12 protein-coding genes are annotated in these 13708 nt (G+C 46.2%); 4 read left to right on the plus strand and 8 right to left on the minus strand.

What is annotated here, in order from left to right:
* Positions 1-74: 74 nt before the first annotated feature.
* The 4 genes from ACYQ2M_RS08945 (at position 75) to ACYQ2M_RS08960 (ending at position 6177) form a co-directional block, all read left to right on the plus strand.
* Complete coding sequence (locus ACYQ2M_RS08945) at positions 75-2135, plus strand: Fe-Mn family superoxide dismutase (RefSeq protein WP_459915991.1); 2061 nt, start codon at positions 75-77, stop codon at positions 2133-2135.
* Between the two features lie 246 nt (positions 2136-2381).
* Positions 2382-2888, plus strand: a complete 507-nt coding sequence (locus ACYQ2M_RS08950) for a phosphate-starvation-inducible PsiE family protein (RefSeq protein WP_459915992.1) — start codon at positions 2382-2384, stop codon at positions 2886-2888.
* 132 nt (positions 2889-3020) lie between these two features.
* Positions 3021-5702, plus strand: coding sequence for a UPF0182 family protein (locus ACYQ2M_RS08955; RefSeq protein ID WP_459915993.1), 2682 nt, complete (start codon positions 3021-3023; stop codon positions 5700-5702).
* A gap of 1 nt (position 5703) precedes the next feature.
* Positions 5704-6177, plus strand: coding sequence for a tellurite resistance TerB family protein (locus ACYQ2M_RS08960; RefSeq protein WP_459915994.1), 474 nt, complete (start codon positions 5704-5706; stop codon positions 6175-6177).
* A gap of 195 nt (positions 6178-6372) precedes the next feature.
* Here the strand turns inward: ACYQ2M_RS08960 and ACYQ2M_RS08965 are convergent, their stop codons facing one another.
* From ACYQ2M_RS08965 to ACYQ2M_RS09000, 8 genes are all read right to left on the minus strand, one after another.
* Positions 6373-6855: a Crp/Fnr family transcriptional regulator gene (locus tag ACYQ2M_RS08965; protein WP_459915995.1), complete on the minus strand. Its 483-nt coding sequence runs from the start codon at positions 6853-6855 to the stop codon at positions 6373-6375.
* A gap of 53 nt (positions 6856-6908) precedes the next feature.
* A complete protein-coding gene (locus tag ACYQ2M_RS08970) occupies positions 6909-8708 on the minus strand; it encodes a Na(+)/H(+) antiporter subunit D (protein ID WP_459915996.1) in 1800 nt (599 codons plus the stop codon).
* A complete protein-coding gene (locus tag ACYQ2M_RS08975) occupies positions 8701-8949 on the minus strand; it encodes a hypothetical protein (RefSeq protein ID WP_084066731.1) in 249 nt (82 codons plus the stop codon). The genes ACYQ2M_RS08970 and ACYQ2M_RS08975 overlap by 8 nt, the downstream gene beginning before the upstream one ends.
* Positions 8950-9181: 232 nt before the next feature.
* Positions 9182-10666, minus strand: coding sequence for a monovalent cation/H+ antiporter subunit D family protein (locus ACYQ2M_RS08980; RefSeq protein ID WP_459915997.1), 1485 nt, complete (start codon positions 10664-10666; stop codon positions 9182-9184).
* A 1-nt stretch (position 10667) separates the two neighbouring features.
* Positions 10668-12194 carry a proton-conducting transporter transmembrane domain-containing protein gene (locus tag ACYQ2M_RS08985; RefSeq protein ID WP_459915998.1) on the minus strand — a complete coding sequence of 509 codons (1527 nt, stop codon included), beginning with the start codon at positions 12192-12194 and terminating at the stop codon, positions 10668-10670.
* Positions 12195-12199: 5 nt separating this feature from the next.
* The gene (locus ACYQ2M_RS08990) at positions 12200-12634 is read right to left on the minus strand and encodes a cation:proton antiporter subunit C (RefSeq protein ID WP_459915999.1); all 435 of its coding nucleotides are present in this window, start codon (positions 12632-12634) and stop codon (positions 12200-12202) included.
* Between the two features lies 1 nt (position 12635).
* The gene (gene mbhE / locus ACYQ2M_RS08995; protein ID WP_459916000.1) at positions 12636-13460 is read right to left on the minus strand and encodes a hydrogen gas-evolving membrane-bound hydrogenase subunit E; all 825 of its coding nucleotides are present in this window, start codon (positions 13458-13460) and stop codon (positions 12636-12638) included.
* Complete coding sequence (locus tag ACYQ2M_RS09000; RefSeq protein ID WP_459916001.1) at positions 13457-13702, minus strand: Na(+)/H(+) antiporter subunit B; 246 nt, start codon at positions 13700-13702, stop codon at positions 13457-13459. The genes mbhE and ACYQ2M_RS09000 overlap by 4 nt, the downstream gene beginning before the upstream one ends.
* Positions 13703-13708: the final 6 nt, after the last annotated feature.

Raw genomic sequence — 13708 nt, forward strand, 5'->3', positions numbered from 1 at the left:
CACGATAATGTTTGCTATAAGCAGTTTAATAGGGTAATATTTCGCATCACATCATAAACCAGGAAAGCTCCGAGGTGGTATCGGGTAAAATTGTTATAGAATCTAGTGAGTTACACGCTCTAAGGGGAGTTACTATTTTGCCAATGAATAATCATGTAAAAAAAAAGATTAACAAATGTGCATCATTGCTTATGATGATTCTGGCAGGACTTCTTTTGACCCACTGCGGCGGAAAAGAAGACCATATGTATTCACAAAAAAAATTGCCTTATGCCCTGGATGCACTTGAGCCCGTGATTTCAAAAACAGCCATGGCGCTTCATTATTATAAGCACCATGCAGGGTATGTGACAACGACCAATCGACTTTTGAAAGAAACAGGTCTCACCATGACCTCTCCGGTTATGTTGCTGCATGAAATAAAAGGAAAAGAAAATTATAAACCTTTATTTAATGCATTGGCCCAGGCCTGGAACCATGCTTTTTACTGGGAATGCCTCAAACCTGACAGTGGAAACATACCTGGGGGAAAACTTCTTGATAAGATTAACCAATCTTTCGGCAGTTTCTATGCATTTAAACAACAGTTTGTGTCTGCGGCAGCCTCTCAGTTCGGCAGCGGTTGGGTCTGGCTGGTGAAGGAAAATGACGGCCTGACAATCCTCACTACAGCCAATGCAGACACGCCAGTGGCCTACGGGATAAAACCAATATTTGTTGTGGATGTCTGGGAGCATGCCTATTATCTGGATTACAAGAACAGACGAAAAAACTTCGTACAATCGGTTCTGGATAATGTGGTTAACTGGGATTTTGTTCAGGAACAATTGAGTTCAGCGGAAGAACTACCATTAAAAAAAAAAAAAGAGCAAAAAAACATAACATCGATTTGTCAAATTGATCAGTTTATAGATGCGGAAACGTGTGGGGGGTGCCACTCGGATATCTACATGCAGTGGGAAAATTCACTGCATCATTTATCACATAAGGATTTGATATATAAAAGTATTTCTGATTATTTCCTCAAAGACCTGAAACATCTGGATGAAATTAAGGAAGCTGAAGCGTGTGTGAAATGTCATACCCCTGTTGGTGTTATTACCGGATATCCAACCAAATCCTCTGACGATAGAAGCAAAATTCCAGAACTTGCCCAGATGGGTATTCAATGTGATTATTGTCATTCCGCCACAACAGCACATAAACTCTACAATAATGGTCTTCAAATTGAACCTGGAAACGGAGAAGATGATCCTGGCGTCAAACGTGGGCCATTTAAGGACTCCGAATCAGATTATCATGGGGTTGCCTATTCAGAATTTCATACAAATTCAGAGATTTGCGGCACATGCCATGATGTGAAACATGTGGTTTTCGGAACCGATTTGGAAACAACCTACACAGAATGGAAAAATGGCCCTTACAATTCCAAAGATTTGAGTAAGCGCACTACTTGTCAGGGATGTCATATGTATCAACGGCCGGATATGCCGGCAACGGGAAGTACCGAAAGACCCAGAAATCCGGGAGTGGCATCTGATGATGGCCCGGAAAGAGAGCATATATTTACACATTATTTTGTTGGCGCCAATGCCCACCTGCCGAAATTGAATGGGGATCTGGAGAAAGCCCAAATGGCCATATCACGGCTTCAACACTCAGCCGCCCTGTACATTGATAAAAAACAACTGGATCAGCACAAATTGGTAATAGAGGTTAAAAATATTGGTGCTGGCCATTATTTGCCCACCGGTCTTACCGATATCCGCCAGATGTGGCTTGAGATTTTGGTAAAGGATAAATCAGGTGGGATGGTCTTTGTTTCAGGTCTGAAGGATGAAAACCAATACTTACCGAAAGATACGATAATTTATAATACAATTTTCGGTGATGGCAAAGGAAATCCTGTTCATAATATCGCCAAAGCCCGTGAGATACTGAAAGACAGAAGGATACCTCCTAAAAAATCATTGATTGAAACCATTGAATTACCATCAAAAAATTTAAAAGGGGGAGAGATCAACGTATCTCTTTTTTATCGAAGCGCTTCTCAAAAATTGATCGACACCATCATGGATAAAGAAAAACATCTGCTTCCCATAATAAAGATGGCAGAAATAAAAGTTGAAATTTAAAACAATTTTTATAAAGCTGTAAAAAAATAAATATGTCTGATAAATTTATTTCGCTCATAATATGCCTCTCAACTCCTTGTTCAGTGCGCCTGCGGCGCACTGAACAAGGAGTTGAGTATGGGTTTGACGCGCTCCGCAGCACACTGAACAACGAGTTGGAGCAGCCAACCCAAGTGGGTCGCTCCTCAACTCGGCATTAATTTGGCAAGCCATCAGCGTATAGATTAATTCAAGCAGGAATAAAAAATGAATGAATGTAATAATCTCGATGATCCACTAATCCAAAAACTTCACACCGTCATTAGATTTGCCGTAAAAATTCTGGCTATAATCATGACTGCTGTGATCATCTGGGGCGTGGTAGATGTTTGCTGGGTCCTTTATAAAGAACTGATGACACCGCCTAAGTTTCTATTGACAATTAGTGACATACTTGCCACTTTCGGGGCTTTTATGGCCGTTCTGATCGCCATTGAGATATTTGTTAATATCACTATTTATTTGAAAGATGACGTCATCCATGTTCAAATTGTTATGGCAACTGCACTGATGGCCATTGCCCGGAAGATCATCATTCTCGATTTCACCAAAATCAGTTCAGACTATGTCTGGGCAATGGCAGGTGTGATATTTGCCATGAGTATCGGTTATTTCCTGGTATTGGAATCATCCAAAGAAAAAATCACAAAGTTAAACCGCATATTTTTTGATGATCATAATCAAATGGAAAAAGATAAGGGAAAAACTGACTGAGCATATTTCAGACCATCGAACAGTAGGATCATTAACCTGAGCATGTTTTTTACATGACTGGCGACAAGGCACATGACTTTAGGAATGACTCCGAAATAACTTACCCATATAATAAAAAAAGAAATGAAAAAAATGACTAATATAAAAAAGTGGATGACCTTCATAATCGGCTCGTTTTTGATACTCGGTATCCTGATTGCTGTTGTAAAATTTATATTCGTGGATTTTTTTGTTGATTTGTGGTGGTTTCAAACCCAAGGGATGAAATTATATTACATCCTGAGGACCTTTTATCCATACCTTGTACTTATATTTTTCACGAGCATATTTTCCGTAGTTTTTTATATCAACTTCAGGGTGGCTTTCCAAATTGTCGGATTTACAGATGAAGAGCCTGTTGTCAAAGGAAAAAACTGGTTGAAATATGTCAACCACGCATTGCGAAACATGTACCTTATTCTTTCCGTTGTGATGGGGTTGATCATTGCCATACCGATTTTCAAAGATTGGGAAAATTCGCTGTTGTTTCTCTTTGGCAATAATAGTAATGTTGTAGACCCTCTGTTCGGCAAGGACATCAGCTTTTACCTTTTTTCTCTCCCGATCTATCATTTGCTCCAAAAAGAAATTCTTATAGTAATGGCATTGATGCTCGCAGGCGTCTTGTTTGTTTACTGGTACAAGGAGGTTTCCACGCCCATTGAATACCGCAAGCCCCCCAAGAAAGCACATTGGCACACCAGTATTCTGGTGATATTTATTTTTTTGGTCTTGTGTTGGGGATTTATGCTGGAGCGGTATGATCTTTTGTATGAAACTGTAAACCTTCCTATTTTCAAAGGTCCCGGCTATATAGAGATGAATGTGACTCTTCCTCTTATATGGCTTACAATGATTTCCCTGTTCCTGACGGGTATTTTCCTGGTACTCAAATTCAACAAAATCGTGGGATGGAAACTGCCCATTATCTTTTTCTCGATTTTTGTTATTGCATTGCTCGGAAAAAATGTTGGGCAATTTGAGGATGTTATTCGAAAATACATCGTGGCACCAAACCAGATAGCGAGAGATCGGGACTACATTGAGGCAAGTGTAAAATCTACGCTTGCGGCATATGGACTTGACAAAGTCGAATCCAGGGATTTTGAAATGAAGTCGGATGTGGTCTTCGCCGCCGATGATCCGAATGTCCTGCGCCGTTTACGTAATATTCCCGTCTGGGACAAGGATGTACTTAGGGGGGTCTTTGAGGAACTTCAAGGCATTCGGACATATTATTCATTTCCAACCATCGATGTCGACCGCTATTTAATAGATGGCGATTATCGGCAAGTCTATCTCGGAGCAAGGGAAATAGATAAATCAAAACTGCCCGAAGTCGCTCAAAACTGGATTAACATTCATCTTCAGTACACCCACGGTCAAGGGGTGGCGATGATTCCGGCTGCCCAGGCTGGTGATGAATTCATGACCTGGTTTGTCAAAGACATCCCCCCTAAATCCGAGATTGGATTATCCAGCGATCAAACGAAGATTTACTACGGTCAGGAGGATAAGCCTTACGCAATCGTTCCAAACGCCGTCGGGGAAATCGGCGAAGGTCAGAACATCGTCCATTATAATGGAACGGGCGGGGTCGCGGTCAACTCCCTCTGGCGTAAATTTTTACTGGCAAACTATTTCAATGATCGAGACATTTTCTTTACCACCAAAACCAACAATCAGAGCAAAATACTATTTCGACGAAATATTACAGAACGAATTCTGCATATTACCCCATTTTTAAAACTGGATCAGGATCCCTATATTGTAGCCACGCCAAAGGGGCTTTTCTGGATACAGGATGCGTATACGACGGCATCCAATTATCCTATTGCATTGCCATACAAAGAAGAAGGATTTAACTACATTCGCAATGCCGTAAAAGTCGTGGTCGATGCTTATAATGGAAATGTCTCATATTATCAAGCCGATTCCAGCGATCCCATCATCAACGCGTACAGCAGAATGTATCCTGGAATGTTCAAGCCATTGTCCGAGATGCCGGCATCTTTGAAGCAACATATTCGGTATCCCCGCGATATCTTTTCCATTCAAATGTCCATGTATGCAACCTATCATCAAACAGATCCGGAGCGGTTCTTCCGACAGGAGGATCTCTGGATGTTTTCCAAGATCGCTGTGGGGACAGAATTTTTTCCAGCTGAACCTTATTACCTGACTTTGGATTTATTAGAACAAGGAAAAGATGAATTTCTATTGTTTCTCCCCATATCCCCCTTTGGACGGGACAACCTGCGGGCATTGATGGTGGCGAGAAGCGACCTTGAAAATTACGGAAAAATCTATGCTTACCGTTTTCCACGTAATCAACAGGTGTATGGGCCGGCACAGGTTCATTCTCTAGTGAACCAGGACGTGGTGATTTCAGAACAGTTCTCTTTGTGGGACCAGAAAGGCTCCGAGTTGGTATTGGGAAAAATGATAATAGAACCCACTGGAGGAGGTGCACCGCTCTATATCCAACCGGTTTATCTCCAAGAGGAAGGGCCATTGAAAATACCGCAAATAAAGCGGTTAATCATGTCTTTGGAAGATGTGGTTGTGATGGCGCCGAGTCTTGAGGAAGCAGCGGTGAAGTTAGAACAGGAATTGCGTCGAAAATCCGGACGCTCTGATGGGATACAGGTTCCGGTGTCGCCGTCCACTCAAATTCAAAAAATACCGGCAGATGATGTAAAAGAACCGAAACCTGATATGGACAATGAAAAAGAAAAACCTGCCACCCCCACCCAGTCGAATTTAGGAGGTTAAAATGATTGAAATTGTTGAAAAGATGCTAAACCAGACTAAGAGTTATTTAGAAAAGGGCATGGGCAAACTCGAGGAATTGTTAATAGATGAGGATATCGGGCGAAGTTCAATGGTATTGGCTGCATGTATTTCAGCCGCTGATGGAACCATTACCGAAAGCGAAGTCGCAGAGACAGAAAGATTTATTAAGGACACAGAATACTTTGAAGAAAAAGATCATGCAAAGCTAATTAAAGAGTATCGGAAATGGTGTAACCATTTTATAAAACATCCAGAAGATGCCCTTGCCGATGCATTTATAGAAATTACGCCCTTGATAAGTCGCCCCGAAGCTGTAAATGCGGTTCAACTCGCTTATAAAATTGCAAAATCGGATAAAGATTTCACGAAACGTGAATTAAAACTCATCACAAGAATATGCATTTTTCTCGGCGTCATCTGTGATGGTGAATTTGAATGTGTTTTAAAAGATTGAAAATCCGGCAGTTTTGCCGAGTGTTCTTTTAAAGCCTGCCCGGACCGGATCCTTCGGCTGTCCAGAAAAATGAAAAGCCCTATGAAAATTTTTTTCATAGGGCTTTATTTTTTTATTTACTGCTTTGATTCAATCAGGGGGAAGCGTGTTTATTTCTGATAATAACACCCATAATCCTGGCCTGACCTCAACTTATCAATTTGATTCCAGTTCGTGGATGTCCGGATGGGAGTGCATGGATCTCAAGAATTGTTCGGTTCTAAGGATTAAGCGTGTGTTCAGTACCCGGGCGGCCTGCTTCATGATAAAATATCCCATGGAGTGATCCTGGTCCATGAGGTCGAGCAGGGCGTTTTTGTGGATGACATAAACGGTGGCCGATTCACTGCAGATAGCCGTCATCAGCCGTCGGGGTTCATATAAAAGAACGGACAATCCAAAGGATTCTCCTGGGTCCACGGTACCCACCGTTGCAATGATATCTTCGGAAATCTTTTGTTCAAGCAAGATTTTTCCTGATTTTACCATGAAAAAATTGTCAGCAGAATCTCCCTCGTTAAAAATGATCTCACCGGATTCAACGGTCCATTCTTCGGTCAGAGGTATAAATTTTTCAAGCATTTCATCGGTGAGAGATTCCAGAAATTCATCTTTTTTTAATTCAGACTTGGTTATCATATGGTCCCCATATTGGATGTTATTTTGTTATAAGGGCGTCACAGAGCAAATTATTAAGCAAAAAAGTACATTGCCACGATCATCAATCCGGCACAGGCGGCAAATATGCCAATGGGTGATGTCCCGGTGCTGAAGGCTTTTTCCACATCCACGTCACGCGGAACAAACTGTGAGGATTGTGGCTTTTCATCCGGGCCATGATTTCTGGCGTTGGCACGCAATACAGGGGAAAGCAAGCCGTTGGTGAGTTTTGCCGTGGCATTGACGGCAAATCCGTTGATCTGGGCCGTCAGAGTTTTCACAAAAATAAGGTCACATACACTGTTGATGCCATTAAAAATCCGGGCACAAAGAGCTTCCACAGCGTTAAGGGGCTTTCGGTAGAACCAGTCAAAATCAATGTTGATGGCCCGCATTTCCGCCGGGTAAATCCCTGACAGCAAGAGCAGGGTGAATGCCAGGGCCGAGTAAAACAGCAGCTCCGTCTGGGTGACGATGTGGGACAGGGTATAGGGCTCATAAGTGGCCGCATAGGGAAGAATGCTGTATAGGGGTTTATAAAAGGTACCGTTAAAGATGCACAAAAAGGCGGCAAGACCCATGGCAATGAGCATGTGGGGGGGCGCTTCCTTCACACGGTGACCGGCATCATGGCCGAAAAAGGCAAAAAAGGGAATCTTGATACCCGCATGGTGGAATACACCGGCAGAGGCAAAGAGCAGTACCAGCCACACGGCGATCATGTGATGGTTGCCCGCAGCGGACATCACCATGGATTTACTCACAAACCCACTGAAAAGGGGAAAAGCCGATATGGACGCGGCCCCCACAATACAAAAAGCAGCTGTCCAGGGCATGGATTTATAAAGTCCTCCCAGATCCGTGGCATTGATTTTTCCGGTGCGGTACATCACCGCCCCCATGGACATAAACAGGAGACCCTTAAATAAAATATCATTGAACGCATGGGCCACAGCCCCGTTGATGGCAAGCTCTGATCCAATGCCAATGCCCACCACCATGAACCCCACCTGGTTTACCAGACTGTAGGCCAGTACCCGGCGAAGATCATTTTCAATCACCGCAAAAAAGATGGGAAAGGCCGCCATACCAACTCCGATCCAGATGAGGAGTTCGGTGCCGGGATAGGCCCGGGCAAGGGCATAAATGGCTGTTTTCGTGGTGAATGCACTTAAAAAAACCGTGCCGCCAATGGTGGCCTCGGGGTAAGCGTCGGTGAGCCATGTGTGCAGAAAAGGCCAGGCACAGTTGACGCCGATTCCCATGAAAATAAACCAGGAGGCCGTATCGGTGAGTCCGATGAATCCGAATTTGATGGAACCGGTTTTCATGACCATCATGACGATACCGGCCAGTAGACTTAATCCGCCAGTGACATGGACCAATAAATATCTGAACCCGGCTGCGGCAGAGGCTTTGGTTCCCCTTGCCCAGATGAGCATCACAGAACCCACGGTGAGGGTTTCCCAGAAAACAAAGAAGGTAAACAGATCCCCGGCAAAGATGGTGCCAAGGGCCGCTCCGGCATAGATAAAGCCTGCCACATATTCAAGGTTTTTCTTCACATGCAGGATGTAGATGATGGTGATAAAGGAGATGATGTGGAAAATATAGCCAAAGGCAAGGCTTAAGCGATCAATCCTCACAAGGGTCAGGGTATAATCCAGAAAGGGCACGGTCATCAAGGTGCCCATGGGGATGGAGATCAAATTGATGAAACCTACCACCGGCAGGAGTACCACATATGTGGATCTTGCCTTTCCGCTAAGAAAGGGAATGAGCAGACCGCCGACGATGAAAATGAATGCCGGGGGGATACAGACGTTATTCATAATAATCCTCCTTTCGTTTCACCAGGGGCCTTAGTATGAATCTGGAGACCAGCACCAGTAAAACGCAGGCCACAAATCCGAAGATAGCATAAAAGACCGGCCAGTTTTCCCAGGGGAAGTGGGCATGTTTATGAACGAAGAAATCCAAGATAAAGAGAATCACCACAGAGGTGAAAAAAATGGCCAGGAGCCGCTTCACATTTTTTGGATTGTCAAACATATGCTTTTTTTCATTTTTCATGATCAGTGCATCATCCTTATCGCTTTTGTAACGGCCAAGAAATATTGAAAGTCTTTTCAGGGGGATTTAATACGTTGATAATTTCTGCGTTTAAACCACACGGAAATATTTAAAATGAGCTTAAGAACACCACACCAAGGTAGAGAACACTCAAGATAAAAACCACCAGAAATACGGGTTTGTATCCGGGGACTGCGTCGTGTTTCAGTTCAAATTTTTCTTCGTTCATAATTTATCCTCCCAGTATGTTTTGGACGGCCAGCTTGGCAAGGTTTAAAAAGGGCTGGGGATAGAAAAAGAGAACCACAGAAATACCGGCGGTGATGACCAGGGGTACCACGCACCAAACAGGGGCCTCGTCCACTTTATCTTCAAACAGCATTTCTTCGGGGCTGCAGAAAAAGGCGTTGTAAAACACCGGGAAAAAATAGGCCGCATTTAAAAATGAGCTGGACAGCAGCACAAACAAAAAGGCGATCTGCCCGGCTTCAATGGTACCCAGCACCAGATACCATTTGCTGATGAACCCGCCGCAGGGGGGAAGCCCCACCACACTTAAAGATCCAATGAGAAAGGCTGTCATGGTGATGGGCATGCGTCGACCGATGCCCTTCATTTTACTGATATACTTGATGCCCGTGGCGCAGAAAATGGCACCGGCACAGAAAAACAACGTGATCTTGCCAAAGGCGTGCATGGCAATGTGGAGCATGCCGCCGGTCATGCCGGATTCTGATAACAGGGCCACTCCCAGAATAATATAAGACAGCTGACCAATGGTGGAAAAGGCCAGCCGTCGTTTCAGTTCATCCTGGGACAGGGCAATCATGGAGGCCACAATAACGGTGAAGGAGGCAATGATACAGACAACAAGGTTGATGTTGTATTCGGCCAGCACCCCGGTGCCCACAATGCCTGTGAACACCCGGACCACACTGAAGGCACCCACCTTGACAACGGCAACGGCATGTAAAAGGGCACTAACGGGGGTAGGGGCCACCATGGCAGCCGGCAGCCAGGAGTGCATGGGCATGATTCCCACCTTGGCAAATCCGAACAAAAACATCAGACTCAGCACCAGGGCCGTACCCGAGGTGACATGGCCCGCCATTACTCCATGGCCGGTGAAGTCAAGGGTACCGGTGAAGTGGTAGGTGATCAGCATGGCGGGCAGGGCAAAGCCGATGGAGCCGCCAAGGATGTACAAGAGATATTTTCTCCCCGAGCTTCTGGCCTCTTTGTCCTGGTGATGGGTGACAAGGGGGTAGGTGGCAAGGGAGAGCATTTCGTAGAAAAGATACATGGTTAACAGATTGGCAGAAAAGGCAACCCCGATGGTGGCGGACAAAGCCACGGCAAAGAAGCAGAAATACCGGGTCTGGCTGTGCTCGTCAAGGGCCCTCATGTATCCGATGGAATAGATGGAGGTGACAATCCACAACGACGATGCCACCAGAGCAAAGAGCATGCCAAAGGCATCCACCCGAAAGGCAATCCCCAGATTGGGAAATACCTGACAAAGCGTGTATTCCACCACGCCACCGTTGAGCACCAACGGGAGCATTGAGAGCACCAGGGCAAGCTTGATGGCTGCCGCAACAAAGGTCCATGATTCCCTGATATTCTGTGATCGGCTTGAGATAATACAGGGTATGGCAATCAGAGAAACAAGAACGGCCAAAAAGGGCTTTACAGAGAAGACGGTTTCCATTGGCATATTAGATCACCCCTGTCGGTATGGCAAATTGAATGATATTGGTAACGATTGTTCCTGAGTAGAGTCCCAGAACAATAAGGGTCATGGATGCAATGAGAAATGGAACCAGCATGTCCAGGGGGGCTTCTTTAATGGCAAGCACCCCGGTGTGGCGATGGCTGCTGCTTCCATGGCTGCCTCCACCATGGCCGTGGCCTTCGGTGAAGGGCTCAAAATAGGCAATCTCAAACAGTCTGAAAAACAGAACCGCATTTACAAGGGAGCTGAAGATCAGGGCGGCCACAAAAAGATAGTTGCCCGCCTGGATGCCTCCGGAGATCAGATACCATTTGCTGAAAAAACCACAGGTGGGTGGCACCCCCACAACAGAGAGCGCCGCCAGGACAAAGCCTGCCATGGTAAAGGGCATTTTGGCAAACAGTCCCTTGAGATCACTGCGGGATTCTCCGCCTGTTTTCCAGATGAATATGCCCGCAGCAAGGAACAGAGCCAGGGTCATGGCAGCATCATTGACAATGTGAAGAATAGACCCGGAAATTCCCAAGCGGTTGCCCAGGAAAAATCCTCCCACCATGTAGCCCACTTCGGCGATAATGATATAAGTGAGCATTCTTTTAACATTTTTCTGGGCCAGGGCCGACAAAGACCCAAACACGATGGTGACAATGGCCAGTAAGACAATAAAGCCACTGATGTCCAGATGTCCAAAGGTGTATTCCGGGGTGAACACCGTCATGCAGATGCGAATCATGATGTACACGGTGACCTTGGTGGTCAGAGGGGCTATGAGCCCTGCTGACACCGAGGTGGCCTGGGAATAGGCGTCGGGGAGCCAGCCATGCACGGGAAACAGGGCCATCTTTACAAAAAGCCCCACAAGGCAGATAATAAAGGCAAACAAAATCACCCCGGATCCCATGTTCTGAGGAATGACGGTGGCAAGTTCTGCCATGTTCAGCGTGCCAGTGGCAATATAAAGGTAGCCAACCCCCAACAGATAAAAGGTGGCCCCAATGGTACCAAGGAACAGATAGTTCAGGGTGGCCAGGGGGGCACGGCTGTTGCCAAGACCAATCAAGGCATAACCGGACAGGGAGACAATTTCTAGAAGTACATAGAGGTTAAATGCGTCCCCGGTGGCTGTCATGCCGATGAGTCCGGCGGTGAACAACACATAAAGGGCGTTAAATGCCCCTTCTTTATCCTTGAACTCCGAGACGATGTTTTTCTTCTGGGCCACAAGGTTCAGAGTGGATACCGCAGTGATCACCACAAGCACAAGGGCGCTTAGGTGGTCAATGATATAGACAATGCCCATGGGACCGGCCCAGCCAGCCATTCTGTACTCCATGGCAATACCGGTGGTGACCACTTGGATCAACATCAGAACTGCACAGATAAACGAGAATAACAGCGCTGCAACGGCAATGCGAAACGGGGCTTTCTGGTTGATCCAGCCGGATCCGGCGGTGACAAGGGCGGCCAGAAGGGGGATCACGATGATTAAGGCAGGCAGATGACGGGTCATGGGTTTTATCCGCTCCTCAGCTGTTGGTTAATTTCATCTTCCTCCACGGTACCATAGGTATTATATACCTTTATGGCCAGGGCCAGGGCCACACCAAGGGTGGCCACGCCCACAACAATGGCCGTGAGCATGAGCACATGGGGAAGGGGATTTATGTAATGGGAAGCATTGACGGCGTCCATGGCATGGGCCACCACCTTTTCAGCCCCATGGGTGGCCGTTTCCGGGGAGGCGTGGTGCTCCAGAATGGGAATGCTTGCCCCCCTTTTACATCCAATGGAGACATAAAACAGGATAATGGCCGTCTGGAAAATACTCATTCCGACAATTTTTTTAATGAGATTGTTTTTGACAATCATGGCATAGAGTCCCACCATCATGAGGATGATGTAGACCACATAATTTGCCTTGGCAAGGATAAGTGCGAATATCGATTCCATATCAGAGTCCCTCATCCTGTTTTCCGGCAGAAGACAGGTTGTAATAGATCCAGATCATCACCGCAGTCACCGCAACGGCCACACCGATTTCCACCATGAGAATGCCATGGGATCGGGCCATGATGCGATCGCTTCCAAACAGGGGCGCAAGGGCGCTGTAGTTGAGAAAGACCTCTCCAAATATAAGGCAAAGGGCACCGGTGCCGGCATAGATAAAGACCCCGGTGACACTCAGGAGAGCCGCGGCTTTTTCGCTGAAACTCTTTATGGCGGCTCGCAAGCTGTGCGAGATGGCAAATAAAATCACCGAAGCCCCCATGAGAACGCCCCCCTGGAAACCGCCGCCGGGGCTGTGGTGTCCATGGGCCACAACATACAGGGCGAAAATCTGGATAAAGGGGATAATCAGGCGGCAGGTGCGGCTGATGATAAAGTCATAGGGGACCCAGTTGGCATCCATGCGCTGGAACACTGCAGAATTTTTGGGAAATTTTTTTCCTTCCATGCGAAGTGTCACCCCGGTGGGCTCATGGCGGTAATACCGATGGGGCACCTTTTTTCTTTCAATACGCAACAAAAGAAAACAGGCCAGACCCGCCGTTAAGATCACCGTGGTCTCAAACATGGTGTCATACCCTCTGTAGTCGGCCAAGACGGAGGTGACGATATTGGGTACGGCTGTATCTTCCATGGTGTGCTGGATAAAATAGGGGGAGAGATGGGTGGATGCCGGGGATTTCGGGTCCCCCCAGTCGGGGAATTCCATGGTGAAAACCATGAGAAGCACCCCACAAAGCAGTATGGTCAGTTTCCCAAGAATTTTCAATCTTTGGTCCTCCTTGTAGTGTGAAATACCGCTGCAACACAGAAAACAGTGCTGACGCCAGCGCCCACAGTGGCTTCGGTAAAGGCCACATCCACAGCCCCCATCACGGCCCATATCAGGCACAGAAGAAAACTGTATGCCCCCAGAAGCAGGGCGGCGCTTAACAGATCCCTCACAGTGATGGCTGCAACGGCGCATACAATAACCAGTAAAAGAATAATCAGTTCAAGTTGCCAGATCATGGGGTG

Source organism: Desulfocicer niacini, assembly GCF_054657595.1.